Source organism: Actinocorallia aurea (assembly GCF_054783995.1).
Genome location: NZ_BAAGPQ010000027.1, coordinates 266,925 through 285,480, shown reverse-complemented (window position 1 = coordinate 285,480; position 18,556 = coordinate 266,925). Strand labels below are relative to the sequence as shown.

General features: G+C 72.4%; 20 protein-coding genes. 6 read left to right on the top strand and 14 right to left on the bottom strand.

The genetic code is table 11. From position 1 onward, the window contains the following. Positions 1 to 19 precede the first annotated feature (19 nt). The 5 genes from ACYVOM_RS30805 to pgsA are packed head-to-tail and all read right to left on the bottom strand — an operon-like array spanning position 20 to position 4,278. Entirely contained in the window at positions 20 to 1,039 is a 1,020-nt protein-coding gene (locus tag ACYVOM_RS30805; RefSeq protein WP_460307057.1) for a DUF3048 domain-containing protein, read from the bottom strand. Between the two features lie 47 nt (positions 1,040 to 1,086). Next, positions 1,087 to 1,617 (bottom strand): hypothetical protein, encoded by a 531-nt coding sequence (locus ACYVOM_RS30800; RefSeq protein ID WP_460307056.1) that lies wholly within the window; start codon positions 1,615 to 1,617, stop codon positions 1,087 to 1,089. Beyond that, positions 1,617 to 2,771 (bottom strand): glycosyltransferase family 4 protein, encoded by a 1,155-nt coding sequence (locus tag ACYVOM_RS30795; protein ID WP_460307055.1) that lies wholly within the window; start codon positions 2,769 to 2,771, stop codon positions 1,617 to 1,619. The genes ACYVOM_RS30800 and ACYVOM_RS30795 overlap by 1 nt, the downstream gene beginning before the upstream one ends. After that, the gene (locus tag ACYVOM_RS30790) at positions 2,768 to 3,661 is read right to left on the bottom strand and encodes a phosphatidylinositol mannoside acyltransferase (RefSeq protein ID WP_460307054.1); all 894 of its coding nucleotides are present in this window, start codon (positions 3,659 to 3,661) and stop codon (positions 2,768 to 2,770) included. Before ACYVOM_RS30790 ends, ACYVOM_RS30795 begins: the two co-directional genes overlap by 4 nt. Continuing rightward, positions 3,658 to 4,278, bottom strand: coding sequence for a phosphatidylinositol phosphate synthase (gene pgsA / locus ACYVOM_RS30785; RefSeq protein ID WP_460307101.1), 621 nt, complete (start codon positions 4,276 to 4,278; stop codon positions 3,658 to 3,660). The genes ACYVOM_RS30790 and pgsA overlap by 4 nt, the downstream gene beginning before the upstream one ends. Positions 4,279 to 4,489: 211 nt before the next feature. Between pgsA and ACYVOM_RS30780 the strand changes: the two genes are divergently transcribed. Both ACYVOM_RS30780 and ACYVOM_RS30775 read left to right on the top strand, forming a co-directional pair. Beyond that, a complete protein-coding gene (locus ACYVOM_RS30780; protein ID WP_460307053.1) occupies positions 4,490 to 6,631 on the top strand; it encodes an elongation factor G-like protein EF-G2 in 2,142 nt (713 codons plus the stop codon). Between the two features lie 32 nt (positions 6,632 to 6,663). Further along, the gene (locus ACYVOM_RS30775) at positions 6,664 to 7,047 is read left to right on the top strand and encodes a thiol-disulfide oxidoreductase DCC family protein (RefSeq protein ID WP_460307052.1); all 384 of its coding nucleotides are present in this window, start codon (positions 6,664 to 6,666) and stop codon (positions 7,045 to 7,047) included. A gap of 8 nt (positions 7,048 to 7,055) precedes the next feature. Here ACYVOM_RS30775 and ACYVOM_RS30770 read toward each other — a convergent pair whose 3' ends face one another. Continuing rightward, entirely contained in the window at positions 7,056 to 7,589 is a 534-nt protein-coding gene (locus ACYVOM_RS30770) for an HIT family protein (protein ID WP_460307051.1), read from the bottom strand. Positions 7,590 to 7,787: 198 nt separating this feature from the next. On the opposite strand from ACYVOM_RS30770, the gene ACYVOM_RS30765 reads away from it, so the two are divergent. After that, the gene (locus tag ACYVOM_RS30765; RefSeq protein WP_460307050.1) at positions 7,788 to 8,627 is read left to right on the top strand and encodes an Asp23/Gls24 family envelope stress response protein; all 840 of its coding nucleotides are present in this window, start codon (positions 7,788 to 7,790) and stop codon (positions 8,625 to 8,627) included. 3 nt (positions 8,628 to 8,630) lie between these two features. Here the strand turns inward: ACYVOM_RS30765 and ACYVOM_RS30760 are convergent, their stop codons facing one another. From ACYVOM_RS30760 to ACYVOM_RS30730, 7 genes are all read right to left on the bottom strand, one after another. Then, positions 8,631 to 9,170 (bottom strand): hypothetical protein, encoded by a 540-nt coding sequence (locus tag ACYVOM_RS30760; RefSeq protein ID WP_460307049.1) that lies wholly within the window; start codon positions 9,168 to 9,170, stop codon positions 8,631 to 8,633. 47 nt (positions 9,171 to 9,217) lie between these two features. Next, the gene (locus tag ACYVOM_RS30755) at positions 9,218 to 9,814 is read right to left on the bottom strand and encodes a TetR/AcrR family transcriptional regulator (RefSeq protein ID WP_460307048.1); all 597 of its coding nucleotides are present in this window, start codon (positions 9,812 to 9,814) and stop codon (positions 9,218 to 9,220) included. 371 nt (positions 9,815 to 10,185) lie between these two features. Further along, positions 10,186 to 12,159, bottom strand: a complete 1,974-nt coding sequence (gene thrS, locus ACYVOM_RS30750) for a threonine--tRNA ligase (protein WP_460307047.1) — start codon at positions 12,157 to 12,159, stop codon at positions 10,186 to 10,188. A 204-nt stretch (positions 12,160 to 12,363) separates the two neighbouring features. Further along, on the bottom strand, positions 12,364 to 12,882 hold the full coding sequence (locus ACYVOM_RS30745) for a rhodanese-like domain-containing protein (protein WP_460307046.1): 519 nt from the start codon (positions 12,880 to 12,882) through the stop codon (positions 12,364 to 12,366). Then, positions 12,879 to 13,334 carry a cysteine dioxygenase gene (locus ACYVOM_RS30740; RefSeq protein WP_460307045.1) on the bottom strand — a complete coding sequence of 152 codons (456 nt, stop codon included), beginning with the start codon at positions 13,332 to 13,334 and terminating at the stop codon, positions 12,879 to 12,881. The genes ACYVOM_RS30745 and ACYVOM_RS30740 overlap by 4 nt, the downstream gene beginning before the upstream one ends. Positions 13,335 to 13,488: 154 nt before the next feature. Then, a complete protein-coding gene (locus ACYVOM_RS30735; RefSeq protein WP_460307044.1) occupies positions 13,489 to 14,445 on the bottom strand; it encodes a quinone oxidoreductase family protein in 957 nt (318 codons plus the stop codon). Position 14,446: 1 nt separating this feature from the next. Next, positions 14,447 to 15,181, bottom strand: coding sequence for an SDR family oxidoreductase (locus ACYVOM_RS30730; protein WP_460307043.1), 735 nt, complete (start codon positions 15,179 to 15,181; stop codon positions 14,447 to 14,449). Between the two features lie 45 nt (positions 15,182 to 15,226). Here ACYVOM_RS30730 and ACYVOM_RS30725 point away from each other — a divergent pair, with 45 nt between their 5' ends. The 3 genes from ACYVOM_RS30725 to ACYVOM_RS30715 all read left to right on the top strand — a co-directional run bounded on the left by ACYVOM_RS30725 (position 15,227) and on the right by ACYVOM_RS30715 (position 18,028). Then, positions 15,227 to 16,438, top strand: coding sequence for an acyl-CoA dehydrogenase family protein (locus tag ACYVOM_RS30725; RefSeq protein ID WP_460307042.1), 1,212 nt, complete (start codon positions 15,227 to 15,229; stop codon positions 16,436 to 16,438). A 23-nt stretch (positions 16,439 to 16,461) separates the two neighbouring features. Beyond that, positions 16,462 to 17,088, top strand: a complete 627-nt coding sequence (locus ACYVOM_RS30720) for a TetR/AcrR family transcriptional regulator (protein ID WP_460307041.1) — start codon at positions 16,462 to 16,464, stop codon at positions 17,086 to 17,088. Positions 17,089 to 17,182: 94 nt separating this feature from the next. Next, positions 17,183 to 18,028, top strand: a complete 846-nt coding sequence (locus tag ACYVOM_RS30715; protein WP_460307040.1) for a hypothetical protein — start codon at positions 17,183 to 17,185, stop codon at positions 18,026 to 18,028. Here the strand turns inward: ACYVOM_RS30715 and ACYVOM_RS30710 are convergent. Continuing rightward, entirely contained in the window at positions 18,025 to 18,528 is a 504-nt protein-coding gene (locus ACYVOM_RS30710; protein ID WP_460307039.1) for a GNAT family N-acetyltransferase, read from the bottom strand. The two genes, ACYVOM_RS30715 and ACYVOM_RS30710, sit on opposite strands and share 4 nt — an antisense overlap. Between the last annotated feature and the right edge of the window lie 28 nt (positions 18,529 to 18,556).

The window sequence follows — 18,556 nt, the reverse complement described above, 5'->3', positions numbered from 1 at the left end:
AGCGTCCGGGGCCCGTGCTTTACGGCATGACAGGCTTGCCGTCGTTGACCAGGACGACCCAGACCTGGCCGCGGGCGAAGGTCATCGGCTCGCCCGCCGCCGTGGTGAAGGTGGTGCCCTTGCGGTCGGAGGGGCGCGACCAGGTGCAGTCGTAGGCCTTGCCGTCGCGCAGGACGAGCGCCCTGCCCTTGCCGGTCACGCGCAGGTAGGGCGTGTAGGAGCCCAGGAAGTCGTGGAACCTCGACCGCTTGGTCTTCACGTACTGCACGACGACCGTCCGCCCGCCCTGCACGCCGCCCTCGGCCGCGGTGTTCGGCACGCCGTCCCGGTAGGTGAGCCAGCGCTTCTTGTCCGGCGACCACCGGAACGTCAGGGTGGTGGCGGGCCAGCGCGCGGTGAACTGCTTGATCTTGCGCCCGCCCTCGGGAGCGGGGCCGAAGCGGAAGCCGATGTCCTTGGCGCGGCCCGTCTTGGGCGCCCTGCGCAGCAGCGCCCTGACGTCGGCGTAGAGGTTGTAGGGCGCCGAGCGGGCCGAGGACCGGAGGTAGCCGCCGCCTCCCCTGTCCTCGGAGACGTCGTACAGGGACGCCTTGCGGATCTGGGGCAGCATCGGGGTCTGCACGCCGGAGAAGGCGAGGGCGGGCCTGGTGAACTGGCCGAGCAGGTGCAGGTCGGAGATGCGCGCGCTGCGGACGGGCCCGACGCGCTCGGGGTACTTCGAGCAGAAGACCGCCATGATCCGGGTCACCCCGCCCTCGACCTGCTCGACGTAGACGATGTCGGCCGACCGCAGCCCCTCCTGGGGCAGCGCTGCGGGGGTGTTGTCGATCTTGACCGCGATGACGCGGTTGCGCAGCCCTCTGCTCCCGCCCGTGAACGGGTGGTACCCCAGGCCGGTCGGCGTGGGCGTCGGAGTCGGCGTCGGCGTGGCGCTCGGGACCCCTCCGGAGGCCGGGCCGCGCCCGGGATCCTTGCTGCACGCGGCGGCGGCCACCCCGAGCAGCGAGAACGCGAAACCCCTCCGGGAGAATCCACGCAATGGCCTCTCCTTCACCCCGACGACAGCCGGGCCCGAACATACCCGAGCTACCCCAGTGCGGGAGGAGTGTCGTCTATCTCAAAGAATTCCGGCATGGGCGCGTGGCCGGCCAGCGGCACGACGCGGGCGAGGATCCGGCGGCGCGCGATCCGCGTCGCCGACACCGCGTCGTTGTAGAAGCGCCGGGCGAAGGACGCCTTCTGCGCGGCGGCGTCCAGTTCCTCCAGCAGGGGGCCCGCGCCCTTGGCGGTGAGCGAGTCGTGGAAGCCTGGCTGGTCGACCACCGCGCGCAGCGCCCGGGACAGGTCGCTCTCGGCGAACTCGCGCCCTTCGGCGTCGGCGGTGCGTGCGGCGTGCGCGGCGGTCGCCAGGACGAGGCTGGTGGCCGGGTCGAGGAGCTGCGAGGTGGCCAGTTCCAGGGCGACGGCGGCGCGGCGCACGAGGGCGCCGTCCAGCGCGGCGCGGGCGAGGTCCACGCGGGCGTGCAGGCGGTCGAGGCGGCCCGCCCGCCAGGACACGTAGGTGGACAGCAGGAACAGGGCGACGAGCCACAGCAGGACCGTGAGGAAGCCGTCCATCAGGAGGCCGTCTCCACCACGCCGGGCGCGTCGACCACGACGGTCTCGTAGACGCGCAGGACGTCGCGGGCCACCGTGGACCAGTCGTAGGCGCGCACGGCCGAGGCCGCCTCCTTGGAGAGCGCGTCGCGCCTGTCCGGATCGTCCAGGAGGCGGGCCGCCTCCTCGGCGAGCGCGGCGGGGTCGCCGGTGCGGAACAGCACCCCGGCCCTGCCGCCGTCCAGGACGTGGCGGAACGCCTCGATGTCGCTGGCGAGGATGGGCGCGCCCGCCGACATCGCCTCGGTGAGCACGATGCCGAAGCTCTCGCCGCCGAGGTTGGGCGCGACGAACGCGTCGACGGAGTGGTAGGCGCGGATCTTGTCCTCCTCGCTGACCAGGCCGAGCAGCACGACCCTGTCGCGGAGTTCCGGGCTGACCTTGGCGAGGATCTCGTCCTCGTCGCCCGGACCTGCCACGAGCAGGCGCAGCCCCGGACGTTCGCGGCCGAGCGTCTCGAACGCGCGCAGCAGCACCTGGAGGCCCTTGCGCGGCTCGTCGAGCCGGCCGAGGAAGCCGAGCGCCTGGGCGGCCTCGGCGCCCTCGGAGCCGGTGCGGCCCGCCCAGCCTTCGAGCGGCTCGGCCCGGGCGTAGCGGCTCGCGGCGATCCCGTTGGGGATCAGCACGGCGTCGCCGCCGAGATGCTCCACGAGGGTCGTGCGGGCCGCCTCGGAGACCGCGATCCTGCCGGTGATCTTCTCCAGCGCCGACTGGAGGATGGGCGCGGTGACGCTGACGGCCCGGGACTTCTCGTACGAGGCGTGGAAGGTCGCGACGAGCGGGCCGTCGGCGACCCAGCAGGCCAGCAGGCCGAGGCTGGGCGCGGCCGGCTCGTGGATGTGCAGGACGTCGAAGCGCCCCTCGCGGATCCAGCGGCGCACCCGGGCGGCCGACAGGAACCCGAACGACAGCCGGGCGACCGACCCGTTGTAGGGCACCGGGATCGCGCGGCCCGCCGACACGACGAACTCCGGCAGCACCGCGTCCTCGTCGGCCGGGGCGATCACCGAGACCTCGTGGCCGAGGTCGATCAGCGCCTCGGCGAGGTCGCGGATGTGCTGCTGGACGCCGCCGGGGACGTTCCAGGTGTAGGGGCAGACGATGCCGATCCTCAAGAGAGGTCCTCCACCCAGATCTTCTGCATCATGTGCCAGTCGGAGGGGTGGGCGGCGATGCCCTCGGCGAACGCGTCGGCCAGGGCCTGGGTCATCGCCCGCGTCTTCTCCTTGCGAGTGCCCTCCAGCGGCTGGGGCACCTCGTCGTGGACGCGCGCGCCCCAGTCGTCGCCCTCGAACCACAGGGTGACGGGCAGGAGGGCCGCGCCCGTCTGGAGCGCGAGGGCGGCCGGGCCGCCCGGCATCCGGGCGGTCTTCCCGAAGAACTCGACCTCGACGCCCGTCTCGGACAGGTCCCGGTCGGCGACCAGGCAGATGACCTTGGGCTCGCGCAGCCGCCGCGCCATGACCCCGAACGCCGACGCGCCGCCGGTGAGCGGCAGGACCTCGAAGCCGAGGGACTCGCGGTAGGCGAGGAACCGCTTGTACAGCGACTCGGGCTTGAGCCGCTCGGCGACGGTCGTGATCGGGTAGCCCTGGGTGCCGACCCAGGCTCCGGCATGGTCGTAGTTGCCCATGTGCGGGAGGGCGACGACGACGCCGCGGCCCTCGGCCATAGCGTCGTAGATCTGCTGGTCGCCGGTGACGTGCATCCCCGAGTGGATGCGCTCGCGGCTGATCACGGGCAGCCGGAAGCTCTCCATCCAGTAGCGCATGTAGGAGCGCATCGCGGTCCGGCTCAGCTCCCGGACGGCCGGGGAGTCCGCGGGCCGGCCCAGCACCCGGGCGAGGTTCTTCTCCAGCTGCCGGACCCCCGGCCCGTGGCCCCGCCAGGTGCGGTCGGCGATCGCGGTGAACATGCGGCGGGCCAGCGGCTCGGGCATCCGCTTCACCGCAGCCCAGCCGACGGCGTAGGCGGCGTCGGCCGCCGCGTCCTTGATCTGGATCACCCGCCCACCCTCTCGGGGGCCTGGCGCGTCTGCGCGTACACGGTGTGGAAGCGCTGCACGACGGTGATCGTGCCGAGCACGGCGAGGACGATGAGGGCGACGTGCAGGGCGTACGGCACGCCCAGCCCGAACAGGCCCGCGCCGACGAGGCTGATGATCAGCCGCTCGGACCGCTCGGCGATGCCGACGTCGCAGGTGAGGCCGAGCCCTTCGGCGCGCGCCTTGGCATAGGAGATGACGACGCCCGAGACCAGGCAGTACAGCGCCAGCCAGGCCAGCAGGTCGTTGTTCCCCGAGCCGGTGAACCACAGGATGAGGCCGGAGAAGATCGCGGCGTCGGCCACCCGGTCCATCGTGGAGTCCAGGAAGGCTCCCCATGGGCCGGTCTTGCCGGTGATCCGCGCCACGGCGCCGTCGAACATGTCGAACAGGACGAACGCGGTGATGACCAACGTGCCCCAGAACAGCTCGCCGCGGGGATAGAAGCCCAGGGCGCCGGCCACCGCGCCGACCGTGCCCACCACCGTGATCACGTTCGGGGTGACGCCCGTTCTGGCGAGTGTCGTGCCCACCGGCGTGACCACCTTGGCCAGCGCGGGGCGCAAGCGGTTGAGCATCGTCGTCCAAACCATCGACATCAGGAGTTCCGCCATCGTAGTCCCCGAGGTGGGGACATGCGGCGGGCCCGCCCGGCGGGCGGCTGCCGACCTCGCGGAGCCGACCCCCCCTTGCCGTTCGGGCATGCGCGGAGGAGGGTGGAAGGACAAGGGTGTGCACTCACCCTCGGGGCGCGTCCACACCCTCCCCTCGACGTGGAGGAGAGCGCGCATGTCCGAGAAGAGCGGATCTTCGAAGAACGGATCTCCGGGAGACGCCGACGGCAGGGCGCCGGAGGCCGACCGGCCCGCGGGGATCAGGAACGTGGTGCTGGTCGGCCGCTCCGGAGCCGGCAAGACGACCCTCGCCGAGGCGCTGCTCGCGGCGTCCGGCGCGATCCCCCGGGCGGGCCGGGTGGAGGACGGCACGACCGTCGCCGACCAGTCCCTGTCCGCGGACGCCGCCGACGCCCGCCAGCGCAGGACCGTCAACCTCTCCCTCGCGCCGTTCTCCTGCGACGGCGTCAAGGTCAACCTCCTCGACGCGCCCGGCTATCCCGACTTCCTCGGCGACCTGCGGGCGGGGCTGCGCGCCGCCGACGCGGCGCTGTTCGCCGTGTCCGCCGTGGACGGGGTGGACGGGCAGACCCGCGCCCTGTGGGAGGAGTGCGCCGCCGCCGGCCTCCCCCGGGCCGTCGTGATCACCAAGACCGACCAGATGCGCGGCGACTACGCGGCGACCGTCGCGGCCTGCCAGGAGGCCTTCGGGCCCGGCGTCGTGCCCCTGTACGTGCCGGACGGGCAGGCCGTCATCGGGCTCATCAGCGCGCGCAGGTACGACTACTCGTCGGGCGAGCGCAGGCAGGACGGCCAAGGGCTGCCCCCGGAGTACGCGCCGCTGCGGGAGACGCTGATCGAGGCGGTCATCCAGGAGAGCGAGGACGAGAGCCTGATGGACCGGTACCTCGCCGGGGAGGACCCGCCCGCCGACGAGCTCATCGCCGACCTGGAGCGGGCCGTCGCGCGCGGCGGGCTGTTCCCCGTGCTGGCCACCGCCGTGCCGCACGGCGACCGGCCCGGACCCGTCACCGGCATGGCCGAGGTCCTCGAGGTGATCACCCGCGGGCTGCCCTCGCCGCTGGAGCACGAGCCCCCTTCGGTGACCCGCGAGGACGGCAGGGCGGTGGACGCCCTGGCCTGCGACCCCGCGGGACCCCTCGCGGCCGAAGTGATCAAAACCGTCGCCGACCCCTATGTCGGGCGGGTCTCGCTCGTCCGGGTGTTCTCCGGCACCCTCCGGCCCGACGAGACCGTGCACATCGCAGGGCAGAACGGGAGCCTCCACGTCTCCGAGGAGCGCGTCGGAGCGCTCACCTCACCGCTCGGGCGGCGGCAGCGGAGCGTCGCGCAGTGCGTCGCCGGGGACATCTGCGCCGTCGCCCGGCTCGGGCACGCCGAGACCGGCGACACCCTCTCCGCGCCCGCCCGGCCCCTGCTCGTGGAGCCCTGGCAGATGCCCGACCCGCTGCTGCCCGTCGCCATCAGGCCGCGTTCCAAGGCCGACGACGACAAGCTCGCCCAGGCGCTCGGCCGCCTCGTCGCCGAGGACCCGACCGTCCGGCTGCACAACGACGCCGAGACCGGCCAGCTCGTCCTGTGGTGCCTCGGGGAGGCGCACGGCGAGGTCCTGCTGGAGAGACTGCGCGGGAGGTTCGGCGTCGAGGTCGCCCGGGACGCGCTCGTCGTGCCGCTCCGCGAGACGTTCGGGGCGCCCGCCGAAGGGCTCGGGCGGCACGTGAAGCAGAGCGGCGGGCACGGGCAGTACGGGATCTGCCGGATCACCGTCGAGCCGCTGCCGCCCGGCTCCGGCATCGAGTTCGTCGACCGGATCGTCGGCGGGGTCGTGCCGCGCCAGTTCATCCCGTCGGTCGAGAAGGGCGTGCGGGCGCAGGCGGCGAAGGGCGTCACCGCGTCCGGGCACCCGCTCGTCGACGTCCGGGTGACCCTCCACGACGGCAAGGCCCACCCCGTCGACTCCAGCGACGCCGCCTTCCAGACGGCCGGCGCCCTCGCCCTGCGCGACGCCGCGGCCAAGGCGCCCATCTCCCTGCTGGAACCCGTCGACGAGGTCGAGGTCCTCATCTCCGACGAGCACGTCGGATCCGTGATGTCCGACCTCTCCGCCCGGCGCGGCAGGGTCCTCGGCTCCGAGCCCGTCCCCGGCGGCCGCACCCTCATCCACGCCGAGGTCCCGGCCCAGGAACTCACCCGCTACCCGACCGACCTCCGCTCCCTCTCCCACGGCACCGCCACGTTCCACCGCGCCTACCACCGCCACGAGCTGATGCCCGCGCCTTCGCCCTCTCGATCTTGAACGCGTTCAACGCGGCGCGTACGCTCGGGGGCATGCGCGAGAGGAACGTCCTGCTGTTCGACGGCGACTGCGGCTTCTGCACCACGTGCGTCGCCTTCATCGAGCGCCGGATCAGACCCGACGCCGAGATCCTGCCCCACCAATGGCAGGACCTGGCCTCCTACGGCACCACCGCCGACCGCGCCGCCGACGAGATCCTCTGGATCACCCCGTCCGGCGAGATCCTCGGCGGCGCGAGGGCCGTGGCCGCGATGCTCCGCTCGTCCCCTGCCCCCTGGCGCCCCCTGGGCCGCCTGTTGACCCTCCCGCCCCTGACCTGGGCCGCCCACGCCGCCTACCGCATCACCGCCCGAAACCGCCACCGCCTGCCCGGCGGCACCCCCGCCTGCGCCCTCCCCCCGAGAAAGGCGCCCTGACCCGGGGATCAGGCGGGCCAGGCCTCCGCGAGCACCTTGCGGGTGTCGCGCAGGAGCTGGGGCATGACCTTGGTGTGGGCCACCACGGGCATGAAGTTGGTGTCGCCGCCCCAGCGGGGGACGATGTGCTGGTGCAGGTGGGCTTCGATGCCTGCGCCGCCGGCGAGGCCGAGGTTCATGCCGATGTTGGCGCCCTGGGCGCCGGTGCCGCGACGCACGGCGACGAGGCCGGCCTGGGTGAACCTGGCGAGTTCGAGTGCCTCGGTGTCGTCGAGTTCGGTGTAGTCGGCGACGTGGCGGTAGGGGCAGACGAGGAGGTGGCCGGAGGTGTACGGGTAGAGGTTGAGGACCGCGTACACGTGTTCGCCGCGGCGGACGACGAGGCCGTCCTCGTCGGGGCCCTTGGGGATCTCGCAGAAGGGGCAGCCGTCGGATTCGCCTGGTCCGGTGGGCTTGTTCTCGCCCTTGATGTAGGCCATGCGGTGCGGGGTCCACAGCCGCTGGAAGCCGTCGGGCGTGCCGACGCCTAGCTGTTCCTCCATGTCAGCCGGGTCGTGTCCCACCGTGTCCCCTTTCCTAGGCCTGCCCAGAATAGGCGGACCGTCCCCGCGGGGCGAAACCGGACCGGTCGCTGACCTTTTAGCACCAAATCATCACGAATACGGTTATTCATGGGTGCTTCTCAAGCTTTCTCCGCCATGATGGCCACGCGACCAGGCCACGCAGGTGAGGAGTCCGCGATGACCGATCTCGACCGCCCCTACGGCGGGGAACACCGCGCCGAGGCCAGGCCGCCGATGCCCTACTTCCCCGCCCCGTCGGCCGCGCCGCCCGCCCCTCCCGCGCAGCAGGCCGCCCCCGCGCAGCAGGCGGCCCCGCAGCCGGGCCACGCCACCGGGGCGATGCCCGCGATGTCCACCGGAACCGTCCTGCCGCCCGGCCAGGCCCCCGCGGAGTTCGCCGCGACGGGACGCCGCCGCGTCGCCGACCCGTTCGCGCCCGAGGCGTACTCCCAGGAGTCCTACGCCCAGGAGTCCTACGCCCAGGAGACGTACCCGAAGGAGTCCTACGCGCAGGAGTCCTACGCCCAGGCGGGCTACGCGGCCGAGGCCGCGCCCGCCGACGTCTACAAGGCCCCCGAGGTCTACGCGCCCGAGCCCGTCGCGCCCGCCCCGCCGCCTCCCCCTGCCGAGGAGCCGCACCGCTCCGTCGGCGTGCAGGGCCAGATAAAGATCGAGGACGAGGTCGTCGAGAAGATCGCCGCGCTGGCCGCGCTGGAGGTCACCGGGGTCGCCGCGCTCGGCGGCCAGGGCCGCACCTCCGAGGCGATGGAGGCGGTCCGCCAGCGCATCGGCATGAGCGACCGCGGCGAGCCGCGGGTCCGCGCCCGCGTCCTGGACAACGAGATCTCCGTCGACATCGCCCTCATCGTCGAGTACGGCAGCGTCGTCATGGAGGTCGCCAAGGTCGTCAAGAACAACGTGGCCCGCATCGTCGGCCTCATGCTGGGCATGCGCGTCGCCTCGGTGAACGTCACCGTGGAGGACGTCCGCATGCCCGACGAGCAGCCCCTGTCCTGACCCTCAGCGGCGCTGGAGTTCGCAGTCCCGCGATCCGTCGACGGTGGTGACGGTGAGGCCGACCTTCTTGACGGCCTGGGCGGAGGCGTCGGGGAAGGTGAAGACGTGGGGGGTGGGGTCCCCGGCGGTGGTGTAGCTCTGCATGCTGGGCTCGCCGTTGGTGGGGACGACGACGGCGCGGACGGCGCCGACGCCGGGGAAGACGACGGTGACCTCGACGTCGTCTCCGGAGCGCTTGTAGAACGCCTTCCGGGTGCCGCAGGGGCCGTCGCCGTTCTGCCCGGCGTTCTTGCCGGAGTTCGCGCCGGAGGTCCCGCTCCCCTGGGTCTGGCCGCTCCCGCCGAGGTCGGGGAAGTAGTCGCTCGCCGCGACCTCCGGCGACTCCCCTGCCGCGGGCGCGCTCGGCGCCGCGCCGACCTGCGTCTCTTCGCCTTCGGACAGCATCGGCCACGCGAGGACGGCGGCCGCCACCAGGACGAGCAAGGCGGCGAAGACGTAACCGGACCGGCGGAGGACCCGGTCGACCAGGGGGGTCTCCGGCATGTGCGCTCCCATGGGCATTACCGAGGGGTAGGGAAGGAGAACCGAGGCTATCGCACCGGGACGCCCAGGACCCGGGTCGCCATGAGCGCGATCCGGGACGCGGCGTCCTCGTGCGTGCCCTCGGGGGTGACCAGGTAGCTGACGGTCACCCGGAACACCATGTCGATGGCGAGCCGGACCGAGAGCGGGTCGAGGTCGGGCCGGTGGCGGGCGACGAGCGTGCCCACCGCGACGATCGCCTGCGGCAGCGGCGGCACCTCGCGGTTGCGCACGACCTCGGCGAGCTCGCCCATGACGAGGCCGGTGCGGGCGCTGGTCAGCACCGCCTTCAGCACGGGGTTGGCCGACGCCGACCGGAACGTGTACAGCACGGCCTCCTCGACCGCGAGCCCCACGTCGTCGCGCCGGTCGAGGAGCTGCTCGGTGAGGCCGTCGAGGTGGCGTTCGAACTCGCGCATCACCAGCGCCTCGCCGAGCGCCTCCTTCGAGCCGAACTCGTTGTAGGCGCTCTGGCGGCTCACCCCCGCCTCGACCGCCACGTGTGAGACGCGCAGCCGCTGCCACCCGCTCTTCAGGATCAGGCGGCCTGCGGCGTCGAGCAGCTTCTCCCGCGCGGGCGTCCGCGGCGTCGTGGTCCCCGTCACACGCCGAATCCTACTGACACCCGGCAATCCCGGACGATCTTCGAACGACTCGATCCGGTCAAACCACAGGATTCCAGGGAGCGCCGAAGGCGCGGCCCCGCACGTGATCGGGCGCCCCTGGGCTGCCCCGTAGGCCCCCCAGGGCCGGAGGGGCAGCCCAGGGCGCGAAAGCGCCCGATCACAGCCTTGCCGCAGGCCCCCAGGGCCGGAGGCAAGGCCAGCAAACACAGCGCGAAAGCGCCCGATCACCGCCTTACCGGAGGCCCCCAGGGCCGGAGGTAAGGCCAGCAAACACAGCGCGAAAGCGCCCGATCACCGCCCTACCGCAGGCCCCCAGGGCCGGAGGTAGGGCCGGCGAACACGGTCACCTCTCAGACCTGCACGCGGTCGGCGATGGCCTTGAGGATCTCGGCGACGGCCTGGTCGACGGGGACTCCGTTGTTCTGGTCGCCGGAGCGGTAGCGGAAGGAGACCGCGTCCTTGGCGACGTCGTCGTCGCCCGCCAGGAGCATGAAGGGGACCTTCTGCTTCTGGGCGTTGCGGATCTTCTTCTGCATCCGGTCGCTGGAGGAGTCGACCTCGACGCGGACGCCCAGGTCGCGGAGCTTGGCGGCGACCTGCTCCAGGTAGGGCACGTGCTCGTCGGCGATCGGGATGCCGATGACCTGGACGGGGGCCAGCCACGGCGGCATCGCGCCCGCGTAGTGCTCCAGCAGCACGCCGAAGAACCGCTCGATGGAGCCGAACAGGGCCCGGTGGATCATGACGGGGCGCTGGCGGGTGCCGTCGGCGGCCTGGTACTCCAGGTTGAACAGCTTCGGCAGCTGGAGGTCCATCTGGATGGTGGACATCTGCCAGGTGCGGCCGATCGCGTCGCGGGCCTGGACGGAGATCTTCGGGCCGTAGAACGCGGCGCCCTCGGGGTCCGGGACGAGCGCGAGGCCGGAGTTCTCGGCGGCGACCCGCAGCATCTCGGTCGCCTCCTCCCACTCCTCGTCGGAGCCGACGGACTTCTTCGGGTCGCGGGTCGACAGCTCCAGGTAGAAGTCGTCGAGGCCGTAGTCCCGCAGCAGGTCGAGCACGAACTTCAGGAGCGAGTGCAGCTCGTCCTGGGTCTGCTCCCTGCTGCAGTAGATGTGCGCGTCGTCCTGGGTGAGGCCGCGCACTCGGGTGAGGCCGTGCACCACGCCGGACTTCTCGTACCGGTAGACGGTGCCGAACTCGAACAGGCGCAGCGGCAGCTCCTTGTACGACCTGCCCCGGGCGTCGAAGATCAGGTTGTGCATGGGGCAGTTCATGGGCTTGAGGAAGTACTCGGCGCCCTCCAGCTCCATGGGCGGGAACATGCCGTCGCGGTACCAGCCGAGGTGCCCGGAGGTCTCGTACAGGGCGCCCTTGGTGATGTGCGGGGTGTTGACGAAGCTGTAGCCCGCCTGCTCGTGCCGGAGGCGGGAGTAGTTCTCCAGCTCGCGGCGGATGATGCCGCCCTTGGGGTGGAAAACCGGCAGGCCGGAGCCGATCATCGGCGGGAAGGAGAACAGGTCGAGCTCCGCGCCGAGCTTGCGGTGGTCGCGCTTCTCGGCCTCCTCCAGCCGCTTGAGGTAGGCGTCCTGCTCGTCGCGGGACTCCCAGGCGGTGCCGTAGATGCGCTGGAGCTGCGGGTTCTTCTCGCTGCCGCGCCAGTAGGCGCCGCCGGAGCGCATCAGCTTGAAGGCGGGGATGGTGCGGGTGGTCGGCAGGTGCGGGCCCCGGCAGAGGTCCTTCCAGCACAGGTCGCCGGTCTTGGCGTCGAGGTTGTCGTAGATGGTGAGCTCGGCGCCGCCGACCTCCACCGACTCCTCGTCGTCGACGCCGGCGCCGCCCTTGAGGCCGATGAGCTCGAGCTTGTAGGGCTCCCCGGCGAGCTCGGCGCGGGCGTCGTCGTCGGAGACGACCCGGCGGGCGAACTTCTGGCCCTGCTTGACGATCTCGCGCATGCGGCGCTCGATCTTCTTCAGGTCGTCGGGGGTGAAGGCCTCGGCCACGTCGAAGTCGTAGTAGAAGCCGTTCTCCACGGGAGGCCCGATGCCGAGCTTGGCCTCGGGGAAGATCTCCTGGACGGCCTGGGCCATGACGTGCGCGGTGGAGTGCCGCAGGATGTCGCGGCCGTCCTTGGAGTCGATCTCGACGCCCTCGACCTCGTCCCCGTCGGCGACGGCGTACTCCAGGTCGCGCAGGTCGCCGTTCACGCGGGCGGCGACGATCTTGGGGCCGCCGCGCCCGGCGTCGTCGAGCGCCTGGCCCGCCGTGGTGCCGGCGGCCACCGCTCGCTCGTCTCCGCCGAGGGTGACGCGCAGTTCGGACACGGGAACTCCTTGATCGCTCGAAATCTGTCAGGAACCGACTGAGGCCCCGGGAGTGGTCTCCCGGGGCCTCATGGTGTCTCGGAGGTCAGCGCGCGTGCTCCGAGTGCCGGGGGTGCCCCGGCGTCGTCGTCTCTAGCGCTGCTGCCATGCGCACAGTCTAGCGCTGTTCGGGCACGCCGCAGATCGCTTTTGCGCGCCGACGGGTCAGTGCAGCACCTCGGGGCGTGCGGGCGGGGCCTGCGCGCTGACGGTCCCGGCGACCGGCAGGCCCTCGGACCGCCAGGCGGTGATCCCGCCTTCGAGGTCGGTGGCGCGGGAGAGGCCGAGGTCCTGGAGGGCCGCGGCGGCGAGGCTTGAGGTGTAGCCCTCGGAGCAGAAGACGACGGCGCGGACGTCGTAGCCGGTCGCCTCGGCGATCCGGGCGTCGCTCTCGGGGTCGAGGCGCCACTCCAGGACGTTGCGCTCGATGACGAGGGCGCCGGGGATCTCGCCTTCGGCGGCGCGCTGCGCGGCCGGGCGGATGTCGATGAGCAGGGCCTCCCCCGCCGTGTGCTCGGCGTGCGCCTCCTCGGGCGACAGGCGGACGAGGCGGGCGCGGGCCTCGGCGAGGATCTCGTCGATGGAGCGTGCCCCTGCGGGGCGTGTTACTGCGGGGCGTGTTACTGCGGGGCGTGTTACTGCGGGGCGTGTTACTGCGGGGCGAATCACGGCCGACGTGGTCACCACTCGTCCGCCGACTCGGTCTTCAGCACGACGAGTTCGCCTTCGGGGCTCAGGTCGTAGCGGTTCATCGTGGACAGCGGCGGCGAGTACACGTGCACGCTCACGGCGGGCGCGGTGGAGACGTTGCGGACGTCGTGGACGTGGTGGGTGCCGAAGTGCCTGACCCGCCCTCCGGAGAGGACCTGCTCGGAGCGCGGGGTCGCCTCCTCCAGTTCGCCCAGGACGACCGAGAAGGCCCCGGCGGACCCGCCGTGGTCGTGGAAGCCGGTGCTCTGGCCGGGCAGCCAGCTGATGATCCAGACCTCGTAGTCGTCGTCGCCTTCGAGCCGCTCGTACCAGCGCCCCTGCGGGTCGAGCCGCACGCGGTGCAGCCACTCGTCGCTGGTCTCGGCGAAGAGGCGGGCGCGCTCGGCGAGCGTCGGAGCCCCGACCTCCGTGGTCGTCACTGTCATGGCGACCATCCTGGCCTGCATTTCCTATCGAGTCAATCGGAAAGCTCTGATTAACGGGAAACATGGTGCGCCTCAGGCGTCGCGAACGGGACGAACCTGCCCTGCGGGGCCCGAACCGTCCGCGCCCGGCCGGGCGGGCGCGGACGGAACGACCTCAGCGGGACGGGTCGAGGACCAGTTTTCCGGCGGTCTTGCGGGAGCGGAGGGCCTCGTGGGCGGCGCGGGCGTCGGACAGGGCGTACTCGCCGCCGTTGATGACCTTGAGGGTGCCCGCGGCGGCGAGGTCGAAGAGCTCCGTCATGGCGCGGCGCATGATGTCGCCCGGAAGGGTGAGGACGTGGGGCAGCCACATGCCTACGACCGCCGTGGAGTGGCGCAGGAGCGAGGGCGCGGAGATCGGCGAAGGCTGCTCGCGGGAGGCCATGCCGTAGAAGGCGAGCCGCCCGAAGGGGGCGAGGGCCGCGAGGGACTGGTCGGTCACCGTGCCGCCGGTCATCTCCAGGACGACGTCGACGCGCCGCCCCCCGTTCGCCTCGATGAGCGCCTTGCGCAGCTCGGGGGTGGCCGGGTCCAGGGCGACGTCCGCGCCGAGGCTCAACGCCAGCTCCCGCTTCTGCGCGCTGGACGCCGTCGCGATGACGCGCCCCGCCCCGAAGGCCTTGGCGAGCTGGACGGCCAGCGTGCCGACCCCGCCCGCCGCCGCGTGCACCACGACCGACTCCCCCGGCTCCAGGTGGACGCTCTTGCGCAGCATCACCCACGCCGTCGCGCCCTGGACGATGAGGCCGAGCGCCGTCATGTCGTCCACGCCGTCCGGGATGTCGTAGAGCGCCCCTTCGAGGGCGAGCGCCTTCTCGGCGTAGCCTCCGCCGTCGGCGGTGAGCCCGACGACGCGGCGGCCCCCGACCGTCCCGGCGATCTCCCCGCCCGGGACCATCGGCAGCTTCGAGGCGGCCAGGTAGGTGTTCTCCGCCTGGTGGGTGTCGGCGTAGTTGACGCCCGCCCGCGTCACGTCCACGAGGACCTGGCCGGGCCCCGCGACGGGCTCGGGAAGGTCGGCGAGGGTCAGGACCTCGGGTCCGCCGAACTCGGTGATCTGGATGGCGCGCATGTCAGCTCCTCGGTCCGGGGACGCCCCGGAAGCGGAAAGGTTCGATGTCGCGGCCCGGCACGACCGGCCAGGCCTGGCCGACGAGGTCGGAGTCCAGGATCTTCAGGAAGGCGTCGGCGACGGTCTCGACGTCCAGGATGGGGAAGGTGCCGAGGGCCTCGCGCAGCCCCTCCAGGATGGCGGTGTCGGCGAACGACGGGCACAGCGCGTTGACCCGGATGTGCTCGGGCTCGTAGGCGGGTCCGAGCGAGCGGATGAGGCCGACGACCGCGGTCTTGTTCGCCGCGTACAGGGGGTCGACCGGCATCGGGGTGAGCCCGGCCATCGAGGCGGTGGCGATGATCTGGCCGCCGCCGCGCGCCCGCAGCGCGGGCAGGGCCGCGTTGACGCCGTAGACGACGCCGTCGAGGTTGATGGACATGGCGCGGCGGTAGCGTTCGACGTCGAAGAACTCGCCCATCCCCGAGCCGGTGGCGACGCCGGCGTTGAGGAAGGCGATGTCGAGTCCGCCGAAGCGCGCGACGGCAGCCTCGACCGCCTTGACGCTCTCGGTCGGCTCGCGCACGTCGCAGCGCACGAACAGGCCGCCGAGTTCGGCGGCGAGCTTCTCGCCCCCGGCGGCGTCGACGTCGGCGAGGACCACGTGCGCGCCGAGCCCGGCCAGCCGACGGGCCACCGCGGCGCCGATGCCGGCCGCGCCGCCGGTGATCCAGGCGACCTTCCCGTGGAGTTCCATGGGACCCCTCCTTCAAGTAACTGACGGGTCAGTTACGATACCGCCATGGACTTCGCGTTGAGTGAGCGGGCCGCGTCGTATCTGGCCCGGCTCGAAGATTTCATGACGAAGCACGTCTACCCGGCCGAACCGGTTTACGCCACCCAGCACGCCGAGCTGGTGGCCGCCGGAAGGCCGCACGAGGTGCCCCCGATCGTCGAGGAGCTGAAGGTCCTCGCCCGCGAGGCGGGCCTGTGGAACCTCTTCCTGCCCGACGTCTCGGGCCTCACCAACACCGAGTACGCCACGCTCGCCGAGGTCACCGGCCGCTCCCCGCACCTCGCCCCCGAGGCCACCAACTGCGCCGCTCCCGACACCGGCAACATGGAGGTGCTCCACCTGTTCGGCACGCCCGAGCAGAAGGAGCAGTGGCTGGAGCCCCTGCTGAACGGCGAGATCAGGTCCTGCTTCGGCATGACCGAGCCCGACGTCGCCAGCTCCGACGCCACCAACATCGCCACCTCCATCGTCCGCGACGGCGACCACTACGTGATCAACGGCCGCAAGTGGTGGACCACCGGCGCGGCCGACCCGCGCTGCAAGGTGATGATCCTCATGGGCAAGACCGCCCCCGAGGGACACCCCTACCTCCAGCAGTCGATGATCCTCGTGCCCATGGACGCCCCCGGCCTCACCATCGTCCGGTCGCTCCCCGTCTTCGGCCGCCACGACCAGCAGGGGCACTGCGAGATCGTCCTGGAGGACGTGCGGGTGCCGGTCGGGAACCTCATCGGCGAGGAGGGCGGCGGCTTCGCCATCGCCCAGGCGCGCCTCGGGCCCGGCCGCATCCACCACAGCATGCGGGCCATCGGCATGGCCGAGCGCGCGCTTGAGCTGATGTGCGAGCGCGCCGTCGACAGGGTCGCCTTCGGCAAGCCGCTCGCCCAGCAGGGCGTCGTGCAGCAGCAGATCGCCGAGTCGCGCATCGCGATCGAGCAGGCCCGGCTGCTCACCCTCAAGACGGCCTGGCTGATCGACACCGTCGGGCCCAAGGGCGCCCGCGCGGAGGTCGCCGCGATCAAGGTCGTCGCGCCGCGCGTCGCGGGCGAGGTCATCGACCGGGCCATCCAGGTGCACGGCGGAGGCGGCGTCTCCGACGACTTCCCGCTCGCCGCGATGTGGGCGGGCGCCCGGTCCCTCCGCCTCGCCGACGGGCCCGACGAGGTGCACCTGCGCTCCGTCGCGCGTACCGAGCTCGCGCCTTATCTCGGAAAATAGAGTCCGGGAGGACGAGAACACCCATGGCCAAGAGACTGTCCGCCGCCACCCGGCGGGAGCAGCTGATGCGGGTCGCGCTCACCGAGTTCGGCCGGCGCGGCTTCCACCTGACCCAGATGGAGCACGTCGCGGCGGCGGCGGGCGTGTCGAAGGCCCTGCTCTACCAGCACTTCGAATCCAAGGAGCAGCTGTTCGGCGAGGTCGCGCAGAGCATCGTCGACGACGTCAACGGCCGTCTGTCGGCGGTCGACGTCGAGAGCTCGACATCGCTGGAGCGCATCTCCGGCATGGTCGGCACCCTCTTCGACTACGCCACCGCCGAGCCCGACGCCTGGGCCGTCATCATCCGGCACCTCGACAAACCCGAAGTGGGCGTGGAGCTGCGGGAGCTGCGCGACAGGTTCGGCGAGGCCGCCGCCGGAAGGCTGCTGTCGCGCCGCCGCAAGGTCCTCGCGCCCGAGGAGCTCGCCAAGAACGAGCGGCGCGCCCCGCTGCTCATCCCGCTGATCTATGGGTCGCTCTTCTCGCAGATCTCCTGGTGGCTGGAGCACCCCGAGGTGCCGCGCGGACGCGCCGAGTCGGCCGCGCTGGACTTCATCTGGCTCGGCCTGGAGCGGCTCAGGGAGGGCGAGCACCTGCCCCGGCCGTGAGACCGGGATCCGCGGGGGCCTTGCGGCTCTCGGCGCGGGTGCCCGATCATGGCGGTCACCGCGCTTTCGGTCCCACCACCGGAAGAGGACGCCCATGGCCGACGACAGAGCCCTCGACGCCGAGGAGCGGGCCGACGGCGTCCGCCGGTACTACACGCCCGAACCCGCCGCGCCCGCCGTGCGCGGCACCGAGGCCGAACGGACCGTCCTGCTGTGCGCGGGCGCCCTGGGCGTCGTCGGGATCGTGCTGCTCTTCGCCGCGCCGCCCTTCGGGGTGCTGCTGACGGCGTCCGCGATCGCCCTGGCCGTCTCGGCGGGCCGGCGGCTGCGGGCGCAGCGGGCGGAGGCCGCCGAGGCGCGGCGCCGCTACGCCGCCGCGAAGGAGGCGACCGAGCACAGGCCCGGCGAGGCGCGGCTCGACGCCTGGCTTGAGGCGTCGCTGCGCCGCGCGGTCGACGTCGGCTGGCGCGAACTGGGCATGAAGGGCCCGTTCGGCGGGCTCGGCTCGGCCGAACTCCAGCTCGTCGGGGTGCCGAAGCGGTTCCCGGGCGTCGTCGGACGGGTCGGCCCCGACGGCAGGCTCCGGCTCAACGCCTACCAGGTGACCGTGCTCTACCTGACCGACCGCAAGCTCTGCGTCTTCCAGTGCGAGCTGAACATGGCGTCCGGCGGCTTCCGGTACGCCACGACGCACGAGTTCTTCCGCCCCCACCTCAGCACCCTGTCCACCGGCCGCGGCTCCACCACGGTCCCGGTCTCCGGCCCGGACGGCACCGAGGCCCGCCCCGTCACCACCCGCACCTTCGAGGTGGGCACCGCCTCCGCCACCGTCACCACCGACATCCCCCTCTCCGCCGAAGGCGCCTCCTTCGACTGGCTGGCCACCCCCTCCCTCCACGCCATAGCCGAAATCCGCCACCAACTCGACTGGAACGGCTAGCGCAGAGGCTTGGCCATGCAGGTGGAGTTCAGTTCGGGGACGGTGTCGTAGGGCGGGAAGTCGGGGATGCGGAGGTAGCCGACCTTCTCGTAGAGGCGGATGGCGTCGGGTTGGCGGTCGCCGGTCTGGAGGATGACGCGTTCGGCGCCCGCTTCGCGGGCCGTGGCCTCGCTCCAGTCCATGAGGGCCGCGGAGACGCCGTGGCCCCGCGAGTCCGGGGCCACGTAGACGCGCTTGAGTTCGAGGTCGCGGCCGCGTCGGCGGAGCGCGGTGTGCCCTACGGGGCTGCCGTCGGCGGTGTAGGCGACGCCGACGAACTCCATCTCGGCGGGGTCGATGCGCAGCGCCTCCTCGACCCCGGCGATCCCGAGGGCGATCCGGTCGGCGTACCGCGCGTCGAGCTCCTCGGCCATGGCCGCGCGCAGCGCCACCGCGTCGGGGTGGTCCCACATGACCCTGCGGACTGTCGTGCGGGCGGTCACCGAGGGGTCGATCGTCATGGGATCAGACGATAACCGGCCGTGCCCG

Excerpts from the sequence above, each read along its gene's own strand:
- ACYVOM_RS30770 (WP_460307051.1), bottom strand. The coding sequence starts at position 7,589 with ATGGAGGAACAGCTAGGCGTCGGCACGCCCGACGGCTTCCAGCGGCTG.
- ACYVOM_RS30800 (WP_460307056.1), bottom strand. The coding sequence starts at position 1,617 with ATGGACGGCTTCCTCACGGTCCTGCTGTGGCTCGTCGCCCTGTTCCTG.
- ACYVOM_RS30715 (WP_460307040.1), top strand. The coding sequence starts at position 17,183 with ATGGCCGACGACAGAGCCCTCGACGCCGAGGAGCGGGCCGACGGCGTC.
- ACYVOM_RS30775 (WP_460307052.1), top strand. The coding sequence starts at position 6,664 with ATGCGCGAGAGGAACGTCCTGCTGTTCGACGGCGACTGCGGCTTCTGC.
- ACYVOM_RS30740 (WP_460307045.1), bottom strand. The coding sequence starts at position 13,334 with ATGACAGTGACGACCACGGAGGTCGGGGCTCCGACGCTCGCCGAGCGC.
- ACYVOM_RS30730 (WP_460307043.1), bottom strand. The coding sequence starts at position 15,181 with ATGGAACTCCACGGGAAGGTCGCCTGGATCACCGGCGGCGCGGCCGGC.
- ACYVOM_RS30720 (WP_460307041.1), top strand. The coding sequence starts at position 16,462 with ATGGCCAAGAGACTGTCCGCCGCCACCCGGCGGGAGCAGCTGATGCGG.
- ACYVOM_RS30735 (WP_460307044.1), bottom strand. The coding sequence starts at position 14,445 with ATGCGCGCCATCCAGATCACCGAGTTCGGCGGACCCGAGGTCCTGACC.
- ACYVOM_RS30710 (WP_460307039.1), bottom strand. The coding sequence starts at position 18,528 with ATGACGATCGACCCCTCGGTGACCGCCCGCACGACAGTCCGCAGGGTC.
- ACYVOM_RS30780 (WP_460307053.1), top strand. The coding sequence starts at position 4,490 with ATGTCCGAGAAGAGCGGATCTTCGAAGAACGGATCTCCGGGAGACGCC.
- pgsA (WP_460307101.1), bottom strand. The coding sequence starts at position 4,278 with ATGCTCAACCGCTTGCGCCCCGCGCTGGCCAAGGTGGTCACGCCGGTG.
- ACYVOM_RS30765 (WP_460307050.1), top strand. The coding sequence starts at position 7,788 with ATGACCGATCTCGACCGCCCCTACGGCGGGGAACACCGCGCCGAGGCC.
- ACYVOM_RS30760 (WP_460307049.1), bottom strand. The coding sequence starts at position 9,170 with ATGCCGGAGACCCCCCTGGTCGACCGGGTCCTCCGCCGGTCCGGTTAC.
- ACYVOM_RS30725 (WP_460307042.1), top strand. The coding sequence starts at position 15,227 with ATGGACTTCGCGTTGAGTGAGCGGGCCGCGTCGTATCTGGCCCGGCTC.